The organism is Bradyrhizobium sp. MOS002, assembly GCF_003020115.1.
Classification (GTDB): Bacteria; Pseudomonadota; Alphaproteobacteria; order Rhizobiales; family Xanthobacteraceae; genus Bradyrhizobium.
This window is the reverse complement of the sequence record NZ_PYFX01000010.1, coordinates 14,552-32,560: the sequence shown is the minus strand read 5'-3', so window position 1 is coordinate 32,560 and position 18,009 is coordinate 14,552. Positions and strand designations below refer to the sequence as shown.

18 protein-coding genes are annotated in these 18,009 nt (G+C 65.4%); 8 read left to right on the top strand and 10 right to left on the bottom strand.

Annotated features, from left to right (window positions below; genetic code table 11):
• Positions 1–10 precede the first annotated feature (10 nt).
• Positions 11–1,981: a methyl-accepting chemotaxis protein gene (locus C7G41_RS25410; RefSeq protein WP_106945088.1), complete on the top strand. Its 1,971-nt coding sequence runs from the start codon at positions 11–13 to the stop codon at positions 1,979–1,981.
• Between the two features lie 285 nt (positions 1,982–2,266).
• Complete coding sequence (locus C7G41_RS25405; protein ID WP_199198599.1) at positions 2,267–3,955, top strand: methyl-accepting chemotaxis protein; 1,689 nt, start codon at positions 2,267–2,269, stop codon at positions 3,953–3,955.
• A gap of 3 nt (positions 3,956–3,958) precedes the next feature.
• On the opposite strand, the gene C7G41_RS25400 is transcribed toward C7G41_RS25405, so the two are convergent.
• The 6 genes from C7G41_RS25400 to C7G41_RS25370 form a co-directional block, all read right to left on the bottom strand.
• Positions 3,959–6,655, bottom strand: coding sequence for a DUF2339 domain-containing protein (locus C7G41_RS25400; RefSeq protein WP_106945086.1), 2,697 nt, complete (start codon positions 6,653–6,655; stop codon positions 3,959–3,961).
• A 49-nt stretch (positions 6,656–6,704) separates the two neighbouring features.
• Complete coding sequence (locus tag C7G41_RS25395) at positions 6,705–7,673, bottom strand: NAD regulator (RefSeq protein ID WP_106945085.1); 969 nt, start codon at positions 7,671–7,673, stop codon at positions 6,705–6,707.
• Positions 7,674–7,893: 220 nt separating this feature from the next.
• Complete coding sequence (locus C7G41_RS25385; protein WP_106945083.1) at positions 7,894–8,400, bottom strand: tyrosine phosphatase family protein; 507 nt, start codon at positions 8,398–8,400, stop codon at positions 7,894–7,896.
• 138 nt (positions 8,401–8,538) lie between these two features.
• A complete protein-coding gene (locus C7G41_RS25380) occupies positions 8,539–9,153 on the bottom strand; it encodes a YfbR-like 5'-deoxynucleotidase (protein WP_106945082.1) in 615 nt (204 codons plus the stop codon).
• A complete protein-coding gene (locus C7G41_RS25375) occupies positions 9,150–9,776 on the bottom strand; it encodes a DNA-3-methyladenine glycosylase I (protein WP_106945081.1) in 627 nt (208 codons plus the stop codon). Before C7G41_RS25375 ends, C7G41_RS25380 begins: the two co-directional genes overlap by 4 nt.
• Positions 9,773–10,654 carry a folate-binding protein YgfZ gene (locus C7G41_RS25370; protein ID WP_106945080.1) on the bottom strand — a complete coding sequence of 294 codons (882 nt, stop codon included), beginning with the start codon at positions 10,652–10,654 and terminating at the stop codon, positions 9,773–9,775. Before C7G41_RS25370 ends, C7G41_RS25375 begins: the two co-directional genes overlap by 4 nt.
• Positions 10,655–10,755: 101 nt before the next feature.
• Between C7G41_RS25370 and C7G41_RS25365 the strand changes: the two genes are divergently transcribed.
• The 5 genes from C7G41_RS25365 (at position 10,756) to C7G41_RS25345 (ending at position 14,882) form a co-directional block, all read left to right on the top strand.
• Positions 10,756–12,090 carry a dihydroorotase gene (locus tag C7G41_RS25365; RefSeq protein ID WP_106945079.1) on the top strand — a complete coding sequence of 445 codons (1,335 nt, stop codon included), beginning with the start codon at positions 10,756–10,758 and terminating at the stop codon, positions 12,088–12,090.
• A 203-nt stretch (positions 12,091–12,293) separates the two neighbouring features.
• On the top strand, positions 12,294–13,157 hold the full coding sequence (locus C7G41_RS25360; protein ID WP_106945078.1) for a sulfurtransferase: 864 nt from the start codon (positions 12,294–12,296) through the stop codon (positions 13,155–13,157).
• A gap of 67 nt (positions 13,158–13,224) precedes the next feature.
• Positions 13,225–13,929, top strand: coding sequence for an RNA polymerase sigma factor (locus tag C7G41_RS25355; protein WP_106945077.1), 705 nt, complete (start codon positions 13,225–13,227; stop codon positions 13,927–13,929).
• Positions 13,930–14,020: 91 nt separating this feature from the next.
• Positions 14,021–14,554 (top strand): DUF4142 domain-containing protein, encoded by a 534-nt coding sequence (locus C7G41_RS25350; protein ID WP_106945076.1) that lies wholly within the window; start codon positions 14,021–14,023, stop codon positions 14,552–14,554.
• 10 nt (positions 14,555–14,564) lie between these two features.
• Positions 14,565–14,882, top strand: a complete 318-nt coding sequence (locus tag C7G41_RS25345; RefSeq protein ID WP_106945222.1) for a cupredoxin domain-containing protein — start codon at positions 14,565–14,567, stop codon at positions 14,880–14,882.
• Between the two features lie 238 nt (positions 14,883–15,120).
• On the opposite strand, the gene C7G41_RS25340 is transcribed toward C7G41_RS25345, so the two are convergent.
• The 4 genes from C7G41_RS25340 to C7G41_RS25325 all read right to left on the bottom strand — a co-directional run bounded on the left by C7G41_RS25340 (position 15,121) and on the right by C7G41_RS25325 (position 17,055).
• On the bottom strand, positions 15,121–15,387 hold the full coding sequence (locus C7G41_RS25340; RefSeq protein ID WP_007594892.1) for a hypothetical protein: 267 nt from the start codon (positions 15,385–15,387) through the stop codon (positions 15,121–15,123).
• Positions 15,388–15,674: 287 nt separating this feature from the next.
• The gene (locus tag C7G41_RS25335; protein ID WP_106945075.1) at positions 15,675–16,052 is read right to left on the bottom strand and encodes a TIGR02301 family protein; all 378 of its coding nucleotides are present in this window, start codon (positions 16,050–16,052) and stop codon (positions 15,675–15,677) included.
• Positions 16,053–16,101: 49 nt separating this feature from the next.
• The gene (locus tag C7G41_RS25330) at positions 16,102–16,536 is read right to left on the bottom strand and encodes an NUDIX hydrolase (RefSeq protein WP_106945074.1); all 435 of its coding nucleotides are present in this window, start codon (positions 16,534–16,536) and stop codon (positions 16,102–16,104) included.
• Positions 16,537–16,554: 18 nt separating this feature from the next.
• Entirely contained in the window at positions 16,555–17,055 is a 501-nt protein-coding gene (locus C7G41_RS25325; RefSeq protein ID WP_106945073.1) for a hypothetical protein, read from the bottom strand.
• A gap of 63 nt (positions 17,056–17,118) precedes the next feature.
• Between C7G41_RS25325 and C7G41_RS25320 the strand changes: the two genes are divergently transcribed.
• A complete protein-coding gene (locus tag C7G41_RS25320) occupies positions 17,119–17,874 on the top strand; it encodes an SOS response-associated peptidase (RefSeq protein ID WP_106945072.1) in 756 nt (251 codons plus the stop codon).
• The last annotated feature ends 135 nt before the right edge of the window (positions 17,875–18,009 follow it).

Genomic DNA, 18,009 nt, shown 5'->3' with positions numbered 1-18,009 from the left:
GAGCACACTCATGAGCGGCCTTTCCATCCGTCTCACTCACAAGGTCATGGCGATCGGGCTTTTCGGTCTCGTCGGTCTCGTCGCATTCGGCGCGATCTACCAGATCGGCAGCCTCTCTCAGGACGCCTCCCGCGCTGTCGCCAACCGCGCTCGTGCGATCGCCGACCTCGACAAGCAGCTCTCGATCGAGATGCTGGAGGCCCGCCGCAACGAGAAGAACTTTCAGCAGCGCCGCAACGAAAGCTACGCCAAGGCGCATGCCGAGCTGATCGGCCCAATCAATCGCGATTTCGACGAAGTCGAGCGGCTGATGGCGGCCGGCGGCATGGGCGCGCTGTCCGATCGGATGAAGCAGGCCCAGGAGGGCTTCAAGCGATACGCGTCGGACTTCGGCAAATTGGTGGCCGCGGAGACCCGGCTCGGCCTGAACGAGGCGCTGGGCCTGTCCGGCTCACTCCGCGCAGCGGTGCACGACATCGAAGCCAAGCTTAAGGAGATCGACGATCCCAGGACCACGAGCTGGATGCTGATGATGCGCCGGCACGAGAAGGACTTCATGCTGCGGCGCGACCCAAAATACATTGCCGAGATGAAGAAGGCCGCAGGCGAATTCTCCAAGGCGATAGAGGTCGTCGCAGTCCCTGCAGCGGTGATGAACGACATCACGGCCAAGCTGCAGAAATACCAGTCCGAGTTCGCAGCGTGGGCCGAGACTGCACAGCAGAGTGCAGCCCTTGACGCCAGCATGATGAAGACCTTCCGCGAACTCGAGCCGGGTATGGTCGAGGTGCGCAATACAGTCGAAGGCCTGTACAAGCAGGCCGACGTTGCGGAAGCTGCTACCCGCGATGCCGTTCGCATGTGGATGATGGTCGCCTTCGCCATTGCCGTCGTCGTGCTCGCCGCGGTCGGCTTCCTTCTGGGGCGTTCGATCTCAAAGGCGCTTGCCGGCATGGTCGGTGCGATGACGCGGCTTGCGCGCGGCGAGCTTTCGATTTCCGTTCCCGGCATCGGGCGCAGGGACGAGATCGGCGAGATGGCCGGTGCCGTCGAGGTGTTCAGGACCAACATGGCGGAGGCCGAGCGGCTGCGCACCGAGCAGATCGAAGCTGAGGCGCGCGGGCGCCAGCAGCGCAAGGTCGACATGCACCGGCTCGCCGATAATTTCGAAGGCGCGGTCGGCGAGATCATCGAGACTGTGTCGTCGGCGGCAACCGAGCTCGAGGCATCTTCGAACACGCTGACGCAGGCCGCCGAGCGCGGCAACGGGCTTGCCACCGTCGTGGCGGCCGCGTCCGAAGAGGCCTCCGCGAACGTGCAGTCGGTGTCTTCGGCGAGCGAGGAAATGACCTCCTCGATCTCGGAGATCAGTCGTCAGGTGCAGGAATCGGCGCGCGTCGCCGATGTCGCAGTCCAGCAGGCCGAGCGCACCAATGGGCGCGTCGCCGAGCTGACCAAGGCCGCTTCCCGCATTGGCGACGTGGTCGAGCTGATCAACACCATCGCGAGCCAGACCAATCTGCTGGCGCTCAACGCGACGATCGAGGCGGCACGGGCGGGCGAGGCCGGCAAGGGCTTTGCCGTGGTCGCGACGGAAGTGAAGGCGCTTGCCGAGCAGACCGCGAAAGCCACCGGCGAGATCAGCCAGCACATCGGTGCGATCCAGACCGCGACGCAAGACTCAGTCGGTGCGATCAAGGAGATCGGCGACACCATCGCGCGGATGTCGGAGATATCGTCCGCCATTGCCGCCGCGGTCGAGGAGCAGGGCGCCGCCACGCAGGAGATCTCCCGCAACATCCAGCACGCTGCGCAAGGCACATCCGAAGTCTCCGCGAATATCGGCGACGTCCAGCGCGGCGCAGGCGAAACCGGGGCTGCCTCGGCGCAGGTGCATTCGGCAGCGCAATCGCTTTCGCAGGAGAGCAACAGGCTGAAGAGCGAGGTCGCGCGCTTCCTGGAGTCGGTGCGGGCGGCGTGACAGCCGCCGCCTCGCTCGCATGTTGCAGCGCAAGCGGGCACGTTCGCGTCGCAGCATGAGGTGGCTGGGCAGTTGCAACAGACGGTTGCAGAGAAAATAAGGACGGCCGGGGTTGTCCCGTAGTTTTACGTAGGTTGGCGTTAACGCCTGTTTGCAACTATGGGCGCAATCTCACGGGATAAGAACCAGCCAGCATTGTTGAATTGACCTCCGTCTCGCCATCGTCATGGCGATTTGCGGCGCAGGTGATTTGCGCGTTGCCAGGTAACATCGGGATTTGTCGTGATGTCGAAATTGTCCATCGTCTTCAAGCTTCTGGCCGTGCTGTCGGTCCTCGTTCTTTCGCTTGCCGGTGTCGGCGTGACGGCGATCGGCACCATGCAGAACATCAATTCCCATACGGTCGAGATCGCGGAGAGCTGGCTGCCCAGCGTGCGCGCGCTCGGCTCGCTTCGCGCCGACATCAACGAGCTCCGCGTCGCGCTGCGCCTGCATCTGATGCAGGATACCGTCGAGGGCAAGGACGCCGCCGAGAAGCGCCTCGCCTCGCTGCGGGCGCGTATCGACCAGACGCGCAAGGTCTATGAGCCGCTGATCACCAGCGCCGAGGAGCGCTCGCTCTACGCGCAATGGAGCACGGCGTGGGCCGAGTATCTGAATGGCGTGCAGGACGTGATGGCGTTGTCGCGCAAGGGCGTCGGACGTTTCCCGGCCGATGCCAACGAGCTGCTGCAGACCAAGGTCGCGAAAATGGCCCAGGCCGCCGATCCCCTGCTCCAGAGGGGCATCGAGCTCAACAATCGGGGCGCCGAGCTTGAGACGAAGCAGGCCGCCGACAGCTACGCCATGATCTTCCGCGTGCTGGTCGGCATCATCGTGCTCTCGGTCGTGATCGCGATCGGCGCCGCCTATTATCTCGTGCGCGACGTTTCCCGTGGCATTGCCTCAATCATCCGCCCGATGCAGTCGCTCGGCGAGGGCGACCTTTCGGCTGAGGTGCCGCATCGCGGCGAGAAAACCGAGATCGGCTCGATGGCAGATGCGCTGCAGATCTTCAAGGAGGCGCTGATCGCCAAGAAGGCCGCCGACGAGGAGGCTGCGCGCGACGCCGAAGCCAAGATCGAACGCGGCCGCCGCGTCGATGCCATCACCCGCAAATTCGAAGCCATGATCGGCGAGGTCGTCGGGACCGTGTCCTCGGCCTCGACCGAGCTCGAGGCCTCCGCCTCGACGCTGACCAACACCGCGCAGCGCGGACAGGAACTCGCGACCGTCGTCGCAGCCGCCTCCGAGGAAGCCTCGACCAACGTCCAGGCGGTGGCATCCGCTTCGGAGGAGCTGTCGTCCTCCATCACCGAGATCAGCCGCCGCGTGCAGGACTCGGCGCGAATGGCCGCGGAGGCCGTCGAGCAGGCGACGCGGACCAACGACCGCGTCAATGCGCTGTCGCAGGCGGCGTCCCGCATCGGCGACGTCGTCGAGCTCATCAACACCATCGCGGGCCAGACCAATCTGCTGGCGCTGAACGCGACCATCGAAGCCGCGCGTGCCGGCGAAGCGGGCCGCGGCTTCGCGGTCGTCGCCTCCGAGGTCAAGGCCCTGGCCGAACAGACTGCGAAAGCGACCGGTGAGATCGGGGCGCAGGTCGCGGGCATCCAGGCGGCGACGCAGGAATCGGTCAGTGCCATCCAGGAAATCGGTGGCACCATCGAGCGGCTGTCCGAGGTGGCTGCGGCCATCGCCGCCGCCGTCGAGGAGCAGGGCGCGGCCACGCAGGAAATCTCGCGTAACGTGCAGCAGGCCTCGGTCGGCACGCAGGAGGTCTCGTCGAACATCACCGACGTGCAGCGCGGTGCGATCGAGACCGGCGAGGCTTCGACCGAGGTGCTGTCGGCGGCGAAATCGCTTGCGACCGACAGCACACGTCTCAAGGTCGAGGTCGCGCAATTCCTGGAATCGGTTCGCGCGGCCTGAGCCTCAAATGCTCGTCTGCGGAGCCGGCGGCGGTGCGACCTGCCGCCGGAACAGGATACGCTGGTAGAGCCAGCCGATCGCGACCAGCACGATGCCGAGGCACATGAAGGACAGCGCGCGGTAGACGCCCGTCAGCGTCGACATGTCGATGACGAAGGCCTTCAGGATCGTCAACGCGATCACGGCGGCCGACGCCAGCCGCGCCCGCTCGGAATTGACGAGAATGCCGACGCCGAGCAGCACCACGCCGAAGCCGAGCCAACCGATCGAATAGGTGTATTGCTCGGCGCCCGTCGTCGCCCCGCTGGAGAGGATCGGACCGTGATAGAAGCGGCGGATCTCCAGCGTGACATAGGTCAGCGCGAACAAGAGCGCGCCGCCCGCGATCGTGTTGGCGTAGGCTTTGCTGCGTTCGCCGGCCACGGCATAGGACAGCAGCAGCATCAGCACGGCCGGCAGCGCGTAGCCGAGCAGCAGCAGGTTGAACACGGCGCCGCCGACATCGGTGCGCCACAGCAGCGGGTTCTCCAGGATCAAGAGGCCGAACACGCTGACAAGCCCGCCGATCACCGTGAGCACGACCGCGCCGACATTGTGCACGACGCTGCGGCTGCGCAGCCGCAGGCGCTCCAGGCCGATCGCCAGGGCGAGCGTGACGCAGACTTGCAGCGCGCATTCGAGCAGAGACGGTGCGTCCGTCATGTTGCCGCCGGTCGCAAAATGGCGGATCTCCATGAAGGCGAGCAGCGCGGTGAACAGGATCGCGGCGCTCTCGACCATGCGCAGCGGGGCGTCGTCGGCGCGGCGGCGCAGGAACAGGCTCGCCGCCCAGAACGATGCCGCCGGCAGGCCGTAGCCCCACAACAGCCAGTTGAAGATCGGCGTGGTGCCGACGGCGTCGCCGACGATGCGCGGATCATAGCCGATACGTGCGGTGACGAGGCCTGCGAAGATCGCGGCCAGCCAGCGCAGGAATGGGATCGGCCGCTGCATCGAGATCCAGGCGGTGCCGAGCGACATCAGCGCCAGTGCGATCGTGAGCCAGCCCTTCTCCAGCGCAAAGGTCAGCGCCAGCGCCAGCGCACCGAGCGTACCGGTCGCGAACAAGGCCGTGGAGATCATGGCGCCCGGCCGGGTCTCGCGGCGCGCAAGGGCTTCGGTGGCAGCGCCAAAGGCGGTGGCGAGCAGCACCGCGAGAATGGCGAACGGAATCGAGCGGTCGAGATGCGCGATGCGTGCATAGAGCGCGACCAGGATCGCGATCGGCGTCGCGACACCCGCGACCGACCACACTACCGGAATGATCGCCGAGTTCGAACGGCCCTGCGCGAGGAAGCCCGCGATGCCGAAGCCGGCGGCGAACATCGCCGCCATCACCAGATGCAGCGTCACCGCGCTGTCGATCGCCGTCGGTGCGATGCCGGCGATGGGGCCGCCCGGCAGCACCAGCATGTCGGGATTGGCGCGCACCGCCCATTCGGCGAACACGACGAAGACGGTGGCGGCGGCCGCGCCGAGCGCGCCGGTGGCCGCCGGCGCGCGCCAGGCGACAAGCAGCGTCGCGCCGACCAGCAGCGTGAAGGGGATCAGCGCCAGGTCCGCATGTGCGCTCGACAGCACGATCAGCATGGCGCCGAACAGATAGGCGCCGAGCGAGCCAGACGAGACCGGCTCGATCTCGCCGTCCTCGATCGTCGGGCCGAACATGAAGCCGCAGACGACGAGAAGAGCGGCAAGAACGAAGCCTGCGATCACATGGAAGGCGTGCGGCGCGACCTGCAAGTCGCCGGCATCGAGGCCCGGAAAGATCCAGAGCACGGCGAAGGCGATCGTGGTGACCGCAAGCCAGCGCCACAGCCGGATGCGGGCAAGGCCGAAGCTCGCGGCGGTGACGATGGCGAGATAGATGTAGAGCGCCCAATAATCCGGCTTGTCGCTGGAGACGAGGATCGGCGTCACGAAGGCGCCGACCACGCCGAGGCCCGCGAGCGCGGGCCCGTGCAGGAGCGCCGCGGCCAGCGTGCCGAGCGCGACGAGGCCGAGCAGCACGAAGGCGGTCGCGGGAACGAGGAAGCCATAGAGCGCGTAAGCCGCGTAGATGGTCGCAAACGCCACCGCCGTGCCGGCCGCGGTGAGGATCGCGGGAATGTTGGCGATCGGCAGCGCGGCGATGTTGGAGATGCTCTCCTTGCGCCGTGACCATTCGCCGGCGCCAAGCAGCGCCAGCGCGAACACGCCGCCAAGGAACACGCGCACGCCGGGGCCGACGAGGCCGGCCTCGATCGAATAGCGCACCATGAAGAAGCCGCCGAGCGCGAGCGTAAGGCCGCCGATCCACACCACCCAGCGCGTGCCGAGCCGTTCCTCGAAGCCGGGCGCGGGTGCGGGCAGCGGCGGCGGCGCGTCGGCCTCGGTGCTCGCCGCGAGCGGGGGCGGTGAAACGTCTTGGGTGACGAGCGGGGGCGACGCCTCGGCTTCGGGCACAAGCGGCGGCGGCGCTGCGGAAGTTGTCGCGGGCGCGTCAGCCCAAACATCTGCGGGAATCAGCGGCGGCTGCACGGGCCGTTGCGCGTGGAACGTCTCTTCGAGCGAGCTCAGCCGTCGTCGCAGCTCAGCCGCCTGGCTGGAGGCCTTGATCGCGATGATGAAAGCGATGATCGCAATGATCAGCGCGAAGAAGTCAAACGGGCCGTCGAACATAAAGCCTCCAGGCAATCGGCGTGCAGGGGCCGATCACGCATATCTCGGGTTAGCGCCGGGAGCGTACGCGCAAGCCCGGCGCGGGCCGCTCCTGGAGCACGTCGCGACGGAAGCGGTAGAGCGCCGCCGGACGTCCGCCCGTCTGTGTCGACATCACCCCGGTCGGTTCGACCAGGGCTTCCATTTCGACCAGGCGGCGGAAATTTTGTTTGTGCAGGTGTCGGCCGGAGATCGCCTCCACCGTATACTGCAATTCGGTAAGTGTGAACTCGGCGGGCAAAAGTTCAAAGACCACAGGACGATACTTCAATTTTGCACGCAGTCGCGCGATCGCTGTCGCAAGAATCCGGCGGTGGTCGAAGCGCATGGATGTGCCGAGCGCCGACAGCGCCTTGCGCGCTAATGCCGCAGGACGGCCGTCGCGCCGCGCTTCCTCGACCAGCCCGGCCTCGTACAGGAGCTCGTAGCGGTCGAGCACGCGCTCCTCATCCCAGGACGCGCCGTCCAGACCGAAATAGAACCGCACGCGATCCTTGCGCGGCAATGCGCGCGTCGTCTCCGGCGTCTCCTCTTCGGCCCACTCGGTCAATGCCGGGATGATGTCGCGCGCGATGATCGCGGGCGGCCCCTCACGCCAGTCTTCCCAGGGCAGGAAGCGGTACCACGGCGCGAAGCTCGCACTCGTGACTGCCAGTTCGCCGCCGATGGCGCGCGTCAGTGCGAGATAGCCGATCGACACCATGTGCGCGCCGGTATCGCCGGCCTCGGCATGCCGGCCGCGATCGCCGAACGTGTAGAGCTGTTCGACATAGCCGAGCCGCAGGCCCGTCTGTTCCTCGACCCAGGCCCGCAGGCCGATCTCGAAAGTGCGATGGCTCGGCGCATCGAACGGGCCGAACGGCAGGCCGGCCAGTCCGTCACTGTCGCGCGCGGTGAGGATCAGCGGCTCATGATTCTCGATCGCGACGATCGCGGCAGTCAGGCCGATTTCGATCGGCGTCAGCAGCTTGTCGCTCATGCGACGGCGATCGCGTGAGTGATGAGATAGGTATGCCAATTGATTGAGCCGGTCTCGCCGCGGGCTCGCTGTAACCTCTCCCGCTTGCGGGAGAGGTCGGCGCGCAGCGCCGGGTGAGGGTTTTCTCCTCTAGGGGACTGTCCCGATGCGGAGATACCCTCTCTCCACCCCTCTCCCGCAAGCGGGAGAGGGAGCACACCTGCAATCTGGTGCGCAACGATCATTCGAGCTCGATCACGAAGGGGCGGCCTTCGACCATCATTGCGCCCGGGCCCATCTCGTCGAGTGCGCGCAGCATGCGGCCGTTGCGCCCCAGCGCACGGTCGGCAAGGCCGACGATGCGGCGGTTCGGCGAGGCGATCGGGGAAGCCGCCCGGATCTTCCTTGCGATCTCGGTCTCGTCGCGATCCGGGTTGAGTGCGCACACGGCGGCAAAGGCGCTCGCCGTGGAGCGGCTGATGCCGGCATAGCAATGCACCACCAGCGGCGCGCCGCGGTCCCAACCGCGCACGAAGTTCAGCACCTGCTCGATATGCGTTTCCGACGGTGCGACGAAGCCGTCCATCTCCTCGGTGATGTCGTCCATCGACACCTTGAGATGGTTGGCCGGCAGCACCGACACCGGCCGCGCAACCTGTTCGACATTGGCCATCACGGTCAGCACGTGGCTGGCCCTGGTGAGGCGGACGGTTTCGGGAAGGGCGGCGAGGGAGCAGACGTGGATCATGGCGGACCTTTTTGTTGATTATAACCGCGACCGTCGAGTGGGCAAAGCATCCACATTGTCGTCCCGGCCCCCCGTGCGCAATTGCGCACTAGGCCGGGACGACGGTGGGATTGGCCGCGCCCCGACCCATCACGATGTTCACGCAAACACGGCGCCAAACCGCTCCAGAAACTGCTTCTCGGCCCGGGCCGCTGTCCAGGGGGTGAGATAGTCGCGCCGGACGCTGTCGGACAGGCCTGGATCGCGGCCGAACAGGCGCCTGGCCTCGCTTTCGCTGAAGCCGGCAAGCACGGTCGCCTCCAGATAGGCCGCGCCGCGATCGGCCGCCTTGATCGCCAGCGTGATCTCCTCCGGCAGCACCGGCGGCAGGCCAAAGCGGATGTGGATGGCGCCGAGCAGGCGTTTCTCGACCGCCTTGTAATGACCGTCGAGCACCGCCTTGAACGGTGAAATCATGTCGCCGATCACATATTCGGGCGCGTCATGCAGCAGCGCGGCAAGCCGCATGCGCTGATCCACGCGCGGGTTCTCGTGCCGCATCACGGTTTCGACCAGCAGCGTATGCTGCGCGACCGAGAAGATGTGTGCGCCGATGGTCTGGCCGTTCCAGCGGGCGACACGCGCCAGCCCGTGCGCGACGTCGGCGATCTCGATGTCAAGCGGGGAGGGATCGAGCAGATCGAGCCGCCGGCCCGACAGCATGCGCTGCCAGGCGCGGGAGGCCACGTCGCGTGACGACTTCCTGGCCGTCATTTGGACGTGAGGCGCGGCTTGCGCTGCGACTTGCCGCAGCTCGCGTGACAATGGCAGTCGACGAGATGATCGTTGACCATACCGGTCGCCTCCATGAAGGCATAGACGATGGTCGGGCCGACGAACTTGAAGCCGCGCGAGGCCAGCTCCTTGGAGATCTGCATGGAGAGCGGCGTCGAGGCCGGCACGCTCGCGGTGGTCTTGAACTGATTGACCTTGGGCCTTCCGTCCATGAAGTCCCACAGCAATTTCGAGAAGCCGGGGCCTTTCTCCATGATGTCGAGATAGGATTTTGCGCTTGCTATCGCGCCGTCGATCTTGGCCTTGTTGCGCACGATGCCGGCATCGTTCATCAGCGCGTGAACTTTCTTCTCGTTGTAGCGCGCGATCTTTTCCGGCTGGAAATCGTCGAAGGCTTTGCGAAAATTGTCGCGCTTGCGCAGGATCGTGATCCAGGACAGGCCGGCCTGAAAACCGTCGAGGATCAGCTTCTCGTAGAGCGCGCGGTCGTCATATTCCGGCACGCCCCATTCCGTGTCGTGATAGGCGACGTAGAGCGGATCTTCGCCGGGCCAGGGGCAACGCGTCTTTCCGTCGGGATGCAGGCGAGGGGCACGGCTCATGCGATGGGCTGCTTGGCTGGAATGCGGACAACGTCCGGTTCCGCTAGTCTCACAGCGAGGCCACCGGCAGTCAGAGCCTGTCCCGCATCGAGCGCATCGGCGACGCGGTCGATGCGCACCAGCGCGATACCCTTGCCCTGCGCCGACGAGCCCATCGTGCCGACCGGCTTGTCGCCGGCAAGAATGCTGACACCTAGCTCAGGCGAGAGATCCTCGAGCAGCACCTTGACGCTGCGGGTGCGCGCGGTGCCGCGATGCTGCATGCGCGAGACGACCTCCTGGCCGACATAGCAGCCCTTGTCGAAATCGACGCCGGAAAGGCGGTCCATGTTGGTCTCGTGCGGGAACGCATCGCTGTACATGAAATCGAGCCCGCCGCGCGGGACGCCGAGCGCGATGCGGTGGGCCTCGTAGGCGGCGGCGTCGACCAGTTCGGCGCCGATCAGAGCGGACAGCTTCTGTTTGAGATCTTCGGGGATCAGGATGCGGTAGCCGAGGTCCTCATGGCGCGGATCGGCGAAGGCGAGGTCGGGCTGGGCCGCAGGCTCGCCGTCCCAGGCCGCGAGCACGCCGTGATCGTCGGACAGGTTTTCCACCGTGACCTTGGCGCGCAGCTTGTAGAATTTCAGCTTGGTGGCGAGGCCGTCGGCAAGCGGCTTCGGGCAATCGATCAGGAACCCGCCACCATGGCCGGCGGATGCTTCCGTGATCAGGAAATCCACGATGATCTTGCCCTGCGGCGTCAGCAGCGCGCCGAATCGGCCCAGGCCCGGCTTCAGCTTGTCGACGTCGGTCGTGACGAGGCCATTGAGGAAGTTGCGCGCATCCTCGCCCGCGACCTTGATCACGCCCCGGTCCGGAAGAAACGCTGATTTCATGCGAAAATCTCTTGCGACATGTTGCTCCGGAACGTAAGCCCGCAAGGCAAAAACGACAAGACCTCAAGCCCTGCGCTTGGGGACGAGAGAGGCCTTCAGCCATGACCCAGCGTTTCGACGTGATCCTCAAGGGCGGCACTGTCGTCAACCAGGACGGCGAGGGGGCCCGCGATATCGGCGTCGTCAACGGCCGCATTGCCGAGATCGGCGCGCTGTCGCAGGCTTCCGCCGCGGAGGTGATCGACTGCAAAGGCCTGCACATCCTGCCCGGCGTGATGGATACGCAGGTGCATTTCCGCGAGCCCGGGCTGGAGCAGAAGGAAGATCTCGAGACCGGCTCGCGCAGCGCCGTAATGGGCGGCGTCACCGCCGTGTTCGAGATGCCGAACACCTCGCCATTGACCGTGACCGAGGCCACCTTCACCGACAAGGTGAAGCGCGCTCATCACCGCATGCATTGCGACTTCGCCTTCTTCATCGGCGGCACCCGCGAGAACGTGCAGGACCTGCCGGTGCTGGAGCGTGCGCCCGGTTGCGCCGGCGTCAAAGTGTTTATCGGCTCCTCGACCGGCGCGCTCTTGGTGGAGGATGACGAAAGCCTGCGCCGCATCTTCCAGGTGATCCGCCGCCGCGCCGCGTTCCATGCCGAGGACGAATACCGCCTCAACGACCGCAAATCGCTACGCATCGAGGGCGACACGCGCTCGCATCCGGTGTGGCGCGACGAGACCGCGGCGCTGATGGCGACGCAGCGTCTGGTCAAGCTCGCGCACGAGACCGGCAAGCGCATCCACGTGCTGCATATCTCGACCAAGGAAGAGATCGAATTCCTGCGCGACCACAAGGACGTCGCGTCCTGCGAGGCGACGCCGCATCATCTCACGCTGGTCGCGCCCGAATGCTACGAACGGCTCGGCACGCTGGCGCAGATGAACCCGCCGGTGCGCGGGGCGGGTCACCGCGCCGGGATCTGGCGCGGCATCGAGCAGGGCATCATCGACGTGCTCGGCTCCGATCATGCCCCGCATACGCTGGAAGAGAAGCAGAAGACCTATCCGGCCTCGCCCTCCGGCATGACCGGGGTGCAGACGCTGGTGCCGCTGATGCTCGATCACGTCAATGCCGGCCGCCTGTCGCTGGCAAGGTTCGTCGACCTCACCAGCGCCGGCCCCGCGCGCCTCTACAACATGGCCTGCAAGGGCCGCATCGCGGCTGGTTACGACGCCGACTTCACCGTCGTCGATCTCAAGCGTAGCGAGACCATCACCAACAAATGGGTCGCGTCCAAGGCCGGCTGGACCCCCTATGACGGCGTCCGCGTCACCGGCTGGCCCGTCGGTACCTTCATCCGCGGCCGCCGCGTGATGTGGCAGGGCGAACTCGTAACGGCCTCGCAAGGCGAGCCGGTGCGGTTTCTGGAGACGTTGAAGCAGTAGGGCCTGGAAGGGGCACAAGGGCGCCACATCTGCGGTGTCGTCCCGGCGAAGGCCGGGACCCATACCCACAGGCAGAAGTTTGGCGAAGACTGGTGGTTGTTAGTCCTTCTCTCGGTACGGATACCTACGTTCACCGATAGATCACGCGGTATGGGTCCCGGCCTTCGCCGGGACGACATTGAGGAAGCATGTGAGGCGCGCCAATGACCCGACCCCTCATCACCACCGAGCAACTCGCAAGCCTCCTCGGCGATCCCAACCTGCGCCTCTACGACTGCACGACCTACAACGAGCCGGTGCCGCCAGGCAGCGACGTGCCCTATCGTGCCGTGCCCGGCGACAAGACGTTCGAGGCGGGCCACATCCCGGGCGCCGATTTTCTCGACCTGCAAGGCGAGTTCTCCGACGCCTCCGCGCAGCAATTCTTCATGATGCCTGATGTGGCCCAGCTGGAGGCTGCGTTCGGCCGCCACGGCCTCGATGCATCCAGGTCCGTCGTGCTCTACAGCATCGGCACCATGATGTGGTCGACGCGGTTCTGGTGGATGCTGCGCTCGCTCGGCGTCGACGCGCAGGTGCTCGACGGCGGGCTCGACAAATGGAAGGAAGAGGGACGGCCGATCGTATCAGGAGGACCGAAGGGCTATCCAGCTACGACCTTCAAGGCCACACCGCGCGCAGGCTTCTTCGTCGACAAGAATGCGGTGAAGGCACGGCTCGGCGATCCCACGACTGTTATCGTCAACGCGCTCGGTTCACAATTTCATCGCGGCCTCGAGCCGAGCCGCTACGGGCGGCCCGGCCGCGTTCCCGGCAGCGTCAACGTATCAGCGGCAACGCTCGTCAATGCCGACAAGACGCTGACGACGCTCGCCGATGCCGAAGCCAAATTCGACGCGGCAGGCGTCACCCGCGACAAGAACGTGATCTGCTATTGCGGCGGCGGCATCTCGGCGACGATCGACCTGCTGCTGCTGACGCAGCTCGGTTACGACAAGCTGACGCTCTATGACGCCTCGATGGGCGAGTGGGCGAGAGATCAGGCGCTCCCGATCGAGACGGATTAGTCCGGAACCTTTATCGCCGCTCTGCATCCAATGTCCGGGAAAGAAGCCAATCGAGCAGGTGACCGCCATGCCACGGACCGCAGCCGGCCTATCCGCCGGCGCCAAAACCTCGGAAATACGGACATTGGAGGCCGAACTGGTCGATCGGGCGCGGGGCCGTGATGAGGCCGCGCTGCGCGAGATCATGCAGGCCAACAACCGCAGGCTCTATCGTCTGGCGCGCGGAATTCTGCGCAGCGACAGCGAAGCCGAAGATGTCGTTCAGGAAACCTATGTCCGCGCCTTCACCCATCTCGACGGCTTCCGCGGCGAGTCCGGACTGTCGACCTGGCTGTCGCGCATCGCCATCAACGAGGCGCTCGGCCGGGCGCGAAGCGCCAGGCCGCATGTCGAGCTGGACTCGGTGCCCGAAGCGATGCTCGAGGCGCAGATCATCAAATTTCCCGCTTCTCCCGCAGGCGATCCGGAAAGGACCATGGCTCAACGTGAAATCCAGCGCGTCGTCGAGCGCGCCATCGATGAATTGCCGGATGTCTTCCGGATGGTCTTCGTCGCACGCGTCATGGAGGGCATGAACATCGAGGAGACCGCCGAGCTGCTCGGCGTCAAGCCCGAGACCGTGAAGACGCGACTGCACCGTGCGCGTGCCATGCTGCGCGAGAACGTCGAGAAGGAGATCGGTCCGGTGGTGATGGATGCATTCCCGTTCGCCGGATGGCGCTGCGAGCGGCTGACCGTGTCAGTGCTGAAGCGGCTCGGCATCGGCGGCTGAAGTTTTTCGGGAACGTTCGCGCGAGAATCCCATCCAACGCCTGTGAAGCAACGCGCCGGCAAAACGTCCGGCACCACAGGAGTGTCAAACCATGTTCGTTCGTTGGAGCGCGGCGATCGCCGCTGCAATTTTGTTGTCGAGCCCCGCGCTGCTGCAAGGTGCCAGAGCAGCCGACAAGCCGACCGATCCGCAGATCGCCCACATCGCCTACACGGCGGGCGTGATCGACATCAACGCAGCCAAGCAGGCGCAGAAAAAGGCCAGGAACAAGGACGTGAAGGCGTTTGCCGAGGACATGCTGCGCGACCACGAGGCCGTCAACAAGCAGGCGCTCGCGCTGGTCAAGAAGCTGAACGTCACGCCTGAAGACAATGATACCAGCAAGGCGCTGTCGGAGCAGGCGAGCGAGAAGCTCGCCGAACTGGACAAGCTGAGCGGTGCGGCCTTCGACAAGGCCTATGTCGCAAACGAGGTCGCCTACCACAAAACGGTCAACGGCGCGCTGGAGACCCAGCTCATCCCGTCCGCCAGCAATGCCGAACTGAAGAGCCTGCTGCAGACCGGCCTGAAAATCTTCCAGGGGCATCAGCAGCACGCCGAGCATGTCGCGGCGGAGCTGAAATAGGGAGGCGATGATGCCGGGACGATTGTCCGCGATCGCGACAGCGGTCCTGCTCGTGGCGTTGGCCGTCCCGGCGCACGCTGCGACCATAGAGATCACGATGGAGAATCTCGAAATATCGCCGAAAGACGCTTCGGCGAAGGTCGGCGACACCATCGAATGGATCAACAAGGACGTTTTCGCCCACACCGCGACGGCCAGGAACGGCGATTTCGACGTGAACCTGCCGGCGAAAAAATCGGGGACGTTGGTTCTGAAGAAGGCAGGCACGGTGGATTATTACTGCCGCTTTCATCCCAACATGAAAGCGACGCTCAGGATCGAGCCGTAACGGGCTGGGGGCGCATTCCCGACGGCAGCGGGAACAACTCCCGGCGATCCCAAGACTAATCTTATCCGGGTGAGATCGCTTCCGTGCGATAAACACGGCAGACTTCGCGACGTCTTGGCCAAGACTTCGTCGTCAAGACTTCGTCGTCAGGACTTCGTCGTCAAGTCATTCATCCGTAGACTGGCCCCGCCCGCGTGGCGGGGTCATTTTCGGCAAGGCTTGCTGCCTGGAGAAAGACTTACTGTCTGGAGATGTCGACCGAGAATTCGCCGTTGCGGATGCGGCCGGGAAAGCCTTCGACGAACTTCGCCACCGCGTCCTCGCCATAGGTGCCGACGAGCTCGGCAAGGGCCGCGAACAGGCTCGCCTGCGCCAGGCAGTCGCCGTCGACGCCATCATGGCGCGCTTCGGCCCAGGCCTCGTTGAGATAGCTCAGTGCGGCCTGTTTCTGCTCATGATCGGGCAGCGGCGCGCGTGCGGGGGCGTAGGACACTGGATGGCTCATGAAACTCGTCAGGGCTGGGGCGCGATCCACGGCGATGCGCTGTGCGAGAGGTGTAGCACGCGGGTTAACGCCCGCTAGGCCACATCTTTAGGAACGGTTAACGGCTGTGTACAAAGTCGATGACAGGGTTCCCCGATGCCCCAACCCTCATGGTGAGGAGCGTGCGAAGCACGCGTCTCGAACCATAGAGGCCCCGCTGCTGCAGCCGGGCCTTTCATCCTTCGAGACGCGCGTTCCGCGCTCCTGAGGATGAGGAATTTACAAGTCTGGATGTGATTGGGGGTGGATCAGTTCGCGTAACGCGCGGTGAGATCGCGCGAGATCTTCGAGCCTTCCTCGATGTAGCGGCGGATCGCCACCGTCGCGGCCGGCGTGCAGCTCCGGTAGGTCTGCTGGAAACCGTTATAGCCGCGGTTGAAGCCGGCGATCATGCGGGTGCGGCGTTCGCCGGCGGGGGTTTCGGCATCGATCAGCGCCTGCATCTCGCTGCGCCATTTGTTGCCCTCGTTGGACCCGCAGATGCCGCGCAGGTAGTGCAGCCCGCCGAGGATCTCCGCCAGCCGCTGCAAATCGCCGTCAAACGGCGCTGCCCCGTCCTGAGCCCTCGTGGGCACCGAGGCGCAGGCGAGAATCAGAGCAAAAATGGCCAGAAATCGCGTCGACATCGGCGGGGTGTATGCCTCCTCGGGGCGGTGGACGCAAGGCGGGGGGCCGTCAGGGGCCGATCAGCCGGTGGGCGGACTGGATGACCTCTTCCAGCCCGCCGGTCAGCTTGAGGTCGCCAAGGCCCGCCAGGGCCTCCGGGGCGATCCAGCGGTAGTCGTCGAGCTCGTCGTTGAGAACCGGCTCCCGGGCCACCCAGCGGGCGGCAAAGGACATGATCAAATAGTGGCCGGCGCCGGCCGCGGCCGGCAGCACTTCGCGCCAGCCCGCGAGGCCGATGATTTCGATATCGAGCCCGGTCTCCTCGTCGATCTCGCGCGCCAGCGCCTGGTGCAGCGATTCGCCGAACTCGACCCGGCCGCCCGGCAGCGAATAGAACCCCTTTGCCGGCGAGCGCGCGCGACGGGTCAGAAGCACCTTGCCGTCACGAAAAATCGCGGCACTGACCGCGATCTGGGGACGGATGGGCTGAACGATCGCAGCCATGACTTCACCTGCTCGGGCTCAGTTCGCCATGATGGTGTCGACGTCGGCTTCCGCGCCGCCATTGATGATGCCGCCGCAGGCCGCGATCAGCGGCTTGACCCAGAGGGCGGCCTGCTCGGCGAGGCGAACGCGGGTGGTGTCCTTCTCGACCTCGCGCATGGCCGAGCCGACCGCCGTCAGGATCGAGGTCATGGTGTCGGCGAGGTGGTCGAACTGGGCGCGCACGTTCGGGTCGGCCTTTTCATAGGCCTCGATCGCCAGATCCCGGGCCTTGAAATTCGAGGCGGTGAAATGCTCGGCATAGGACAGCGGCGACCAGGTCAGAAAATCTTCCGCGCATTCCGGCATGTCCGGGACCATTTCCAGCAGCATCACGGCTTCATTGAAATGGTTGAGATAGTCGGTGGCAAGCCCGGTCCGCGGGTTGATGTTGGCCACGCGCAACCGCTCGGCCCAGGCCGAGGCCTCGGGCTCCGTCTGTCCATGCATTCGCGCCGGCTGGGAGACCGTTGAGCTCATCTGCCGCAGTGTTAACGTTCGGGGTTAAAAGGACCTGAACGGACCCTATATAGGCCCTCAAGGATGTGTGGACGCTTCGTCATAACTTCGGCCCCCGCGGCTTTGCGGCAACTGTTCGGCTACATCGAGCAGCCGAATTTCCCGCCCCGGTTCAATGTGGCCCCGACACAACCGATTCCGGTCGTGCTGGCCGAGAACGGCGCGCGCCATTTTCGCCTGATGCGCTGGGGCCTGTTGCCGGGCTGGGTCAAGGATCCCCGCGGGTTTACGCTCCTGATCAATGCGCGTTCCGAGACGGTGCTGGAGAAGCCGGCCTTCAAACGCGCGATTCGCCGGCGCCGCGGCCTGATTCCGGCCGACGGCTATTACGAATGGAAGACGGAGGATGGCCGCAAGCAGCCTTTCTTCATCCATCGCGCCGACGGCGCGCCGCTCGGCTTTGCCGCATTGTTCGAGACCTGGGTTGGGCCGAACGGCGAGGAGCTCGACACGGTCGCGATCGTCACGGCGGCCGCGAGCGAGGATCTTGCCACGCTGCATGATCGCGTGCCCGTCACCATCAGCCCGCGTGATTTCGAGCGCTGGCTCGACAGCCGCAGCGATGACGTCGATGCCGTCTTGCCGCTGATGACCGCCCCGCGCATCGGCGAATTCGCCTGGCACCCGGTCTCCACCCGCGTCAACCGCGTCGTCAATGACGACGACCAGTTGCTCCTTCCGATCAGCGCGGAGGAGATGGAGGCGGAGGCGCCGAAGCCCAAGAAGGCGGCGCGGAAGTTTGCTGCGTCGTCAGATGACGGGCAGGGGTCGTTGTTCTAGCCAAGCTGGCGCTACAAAACACACTACTGTCGTCCCGGCGAACGCCGGGACCCATACCCCCAGGAAGAAGTTTGGTGCGCGATGGTGGTGGGCAATCTTCGCCAAACTCAAATTTGTGGTTATGGGTCCCGGCGT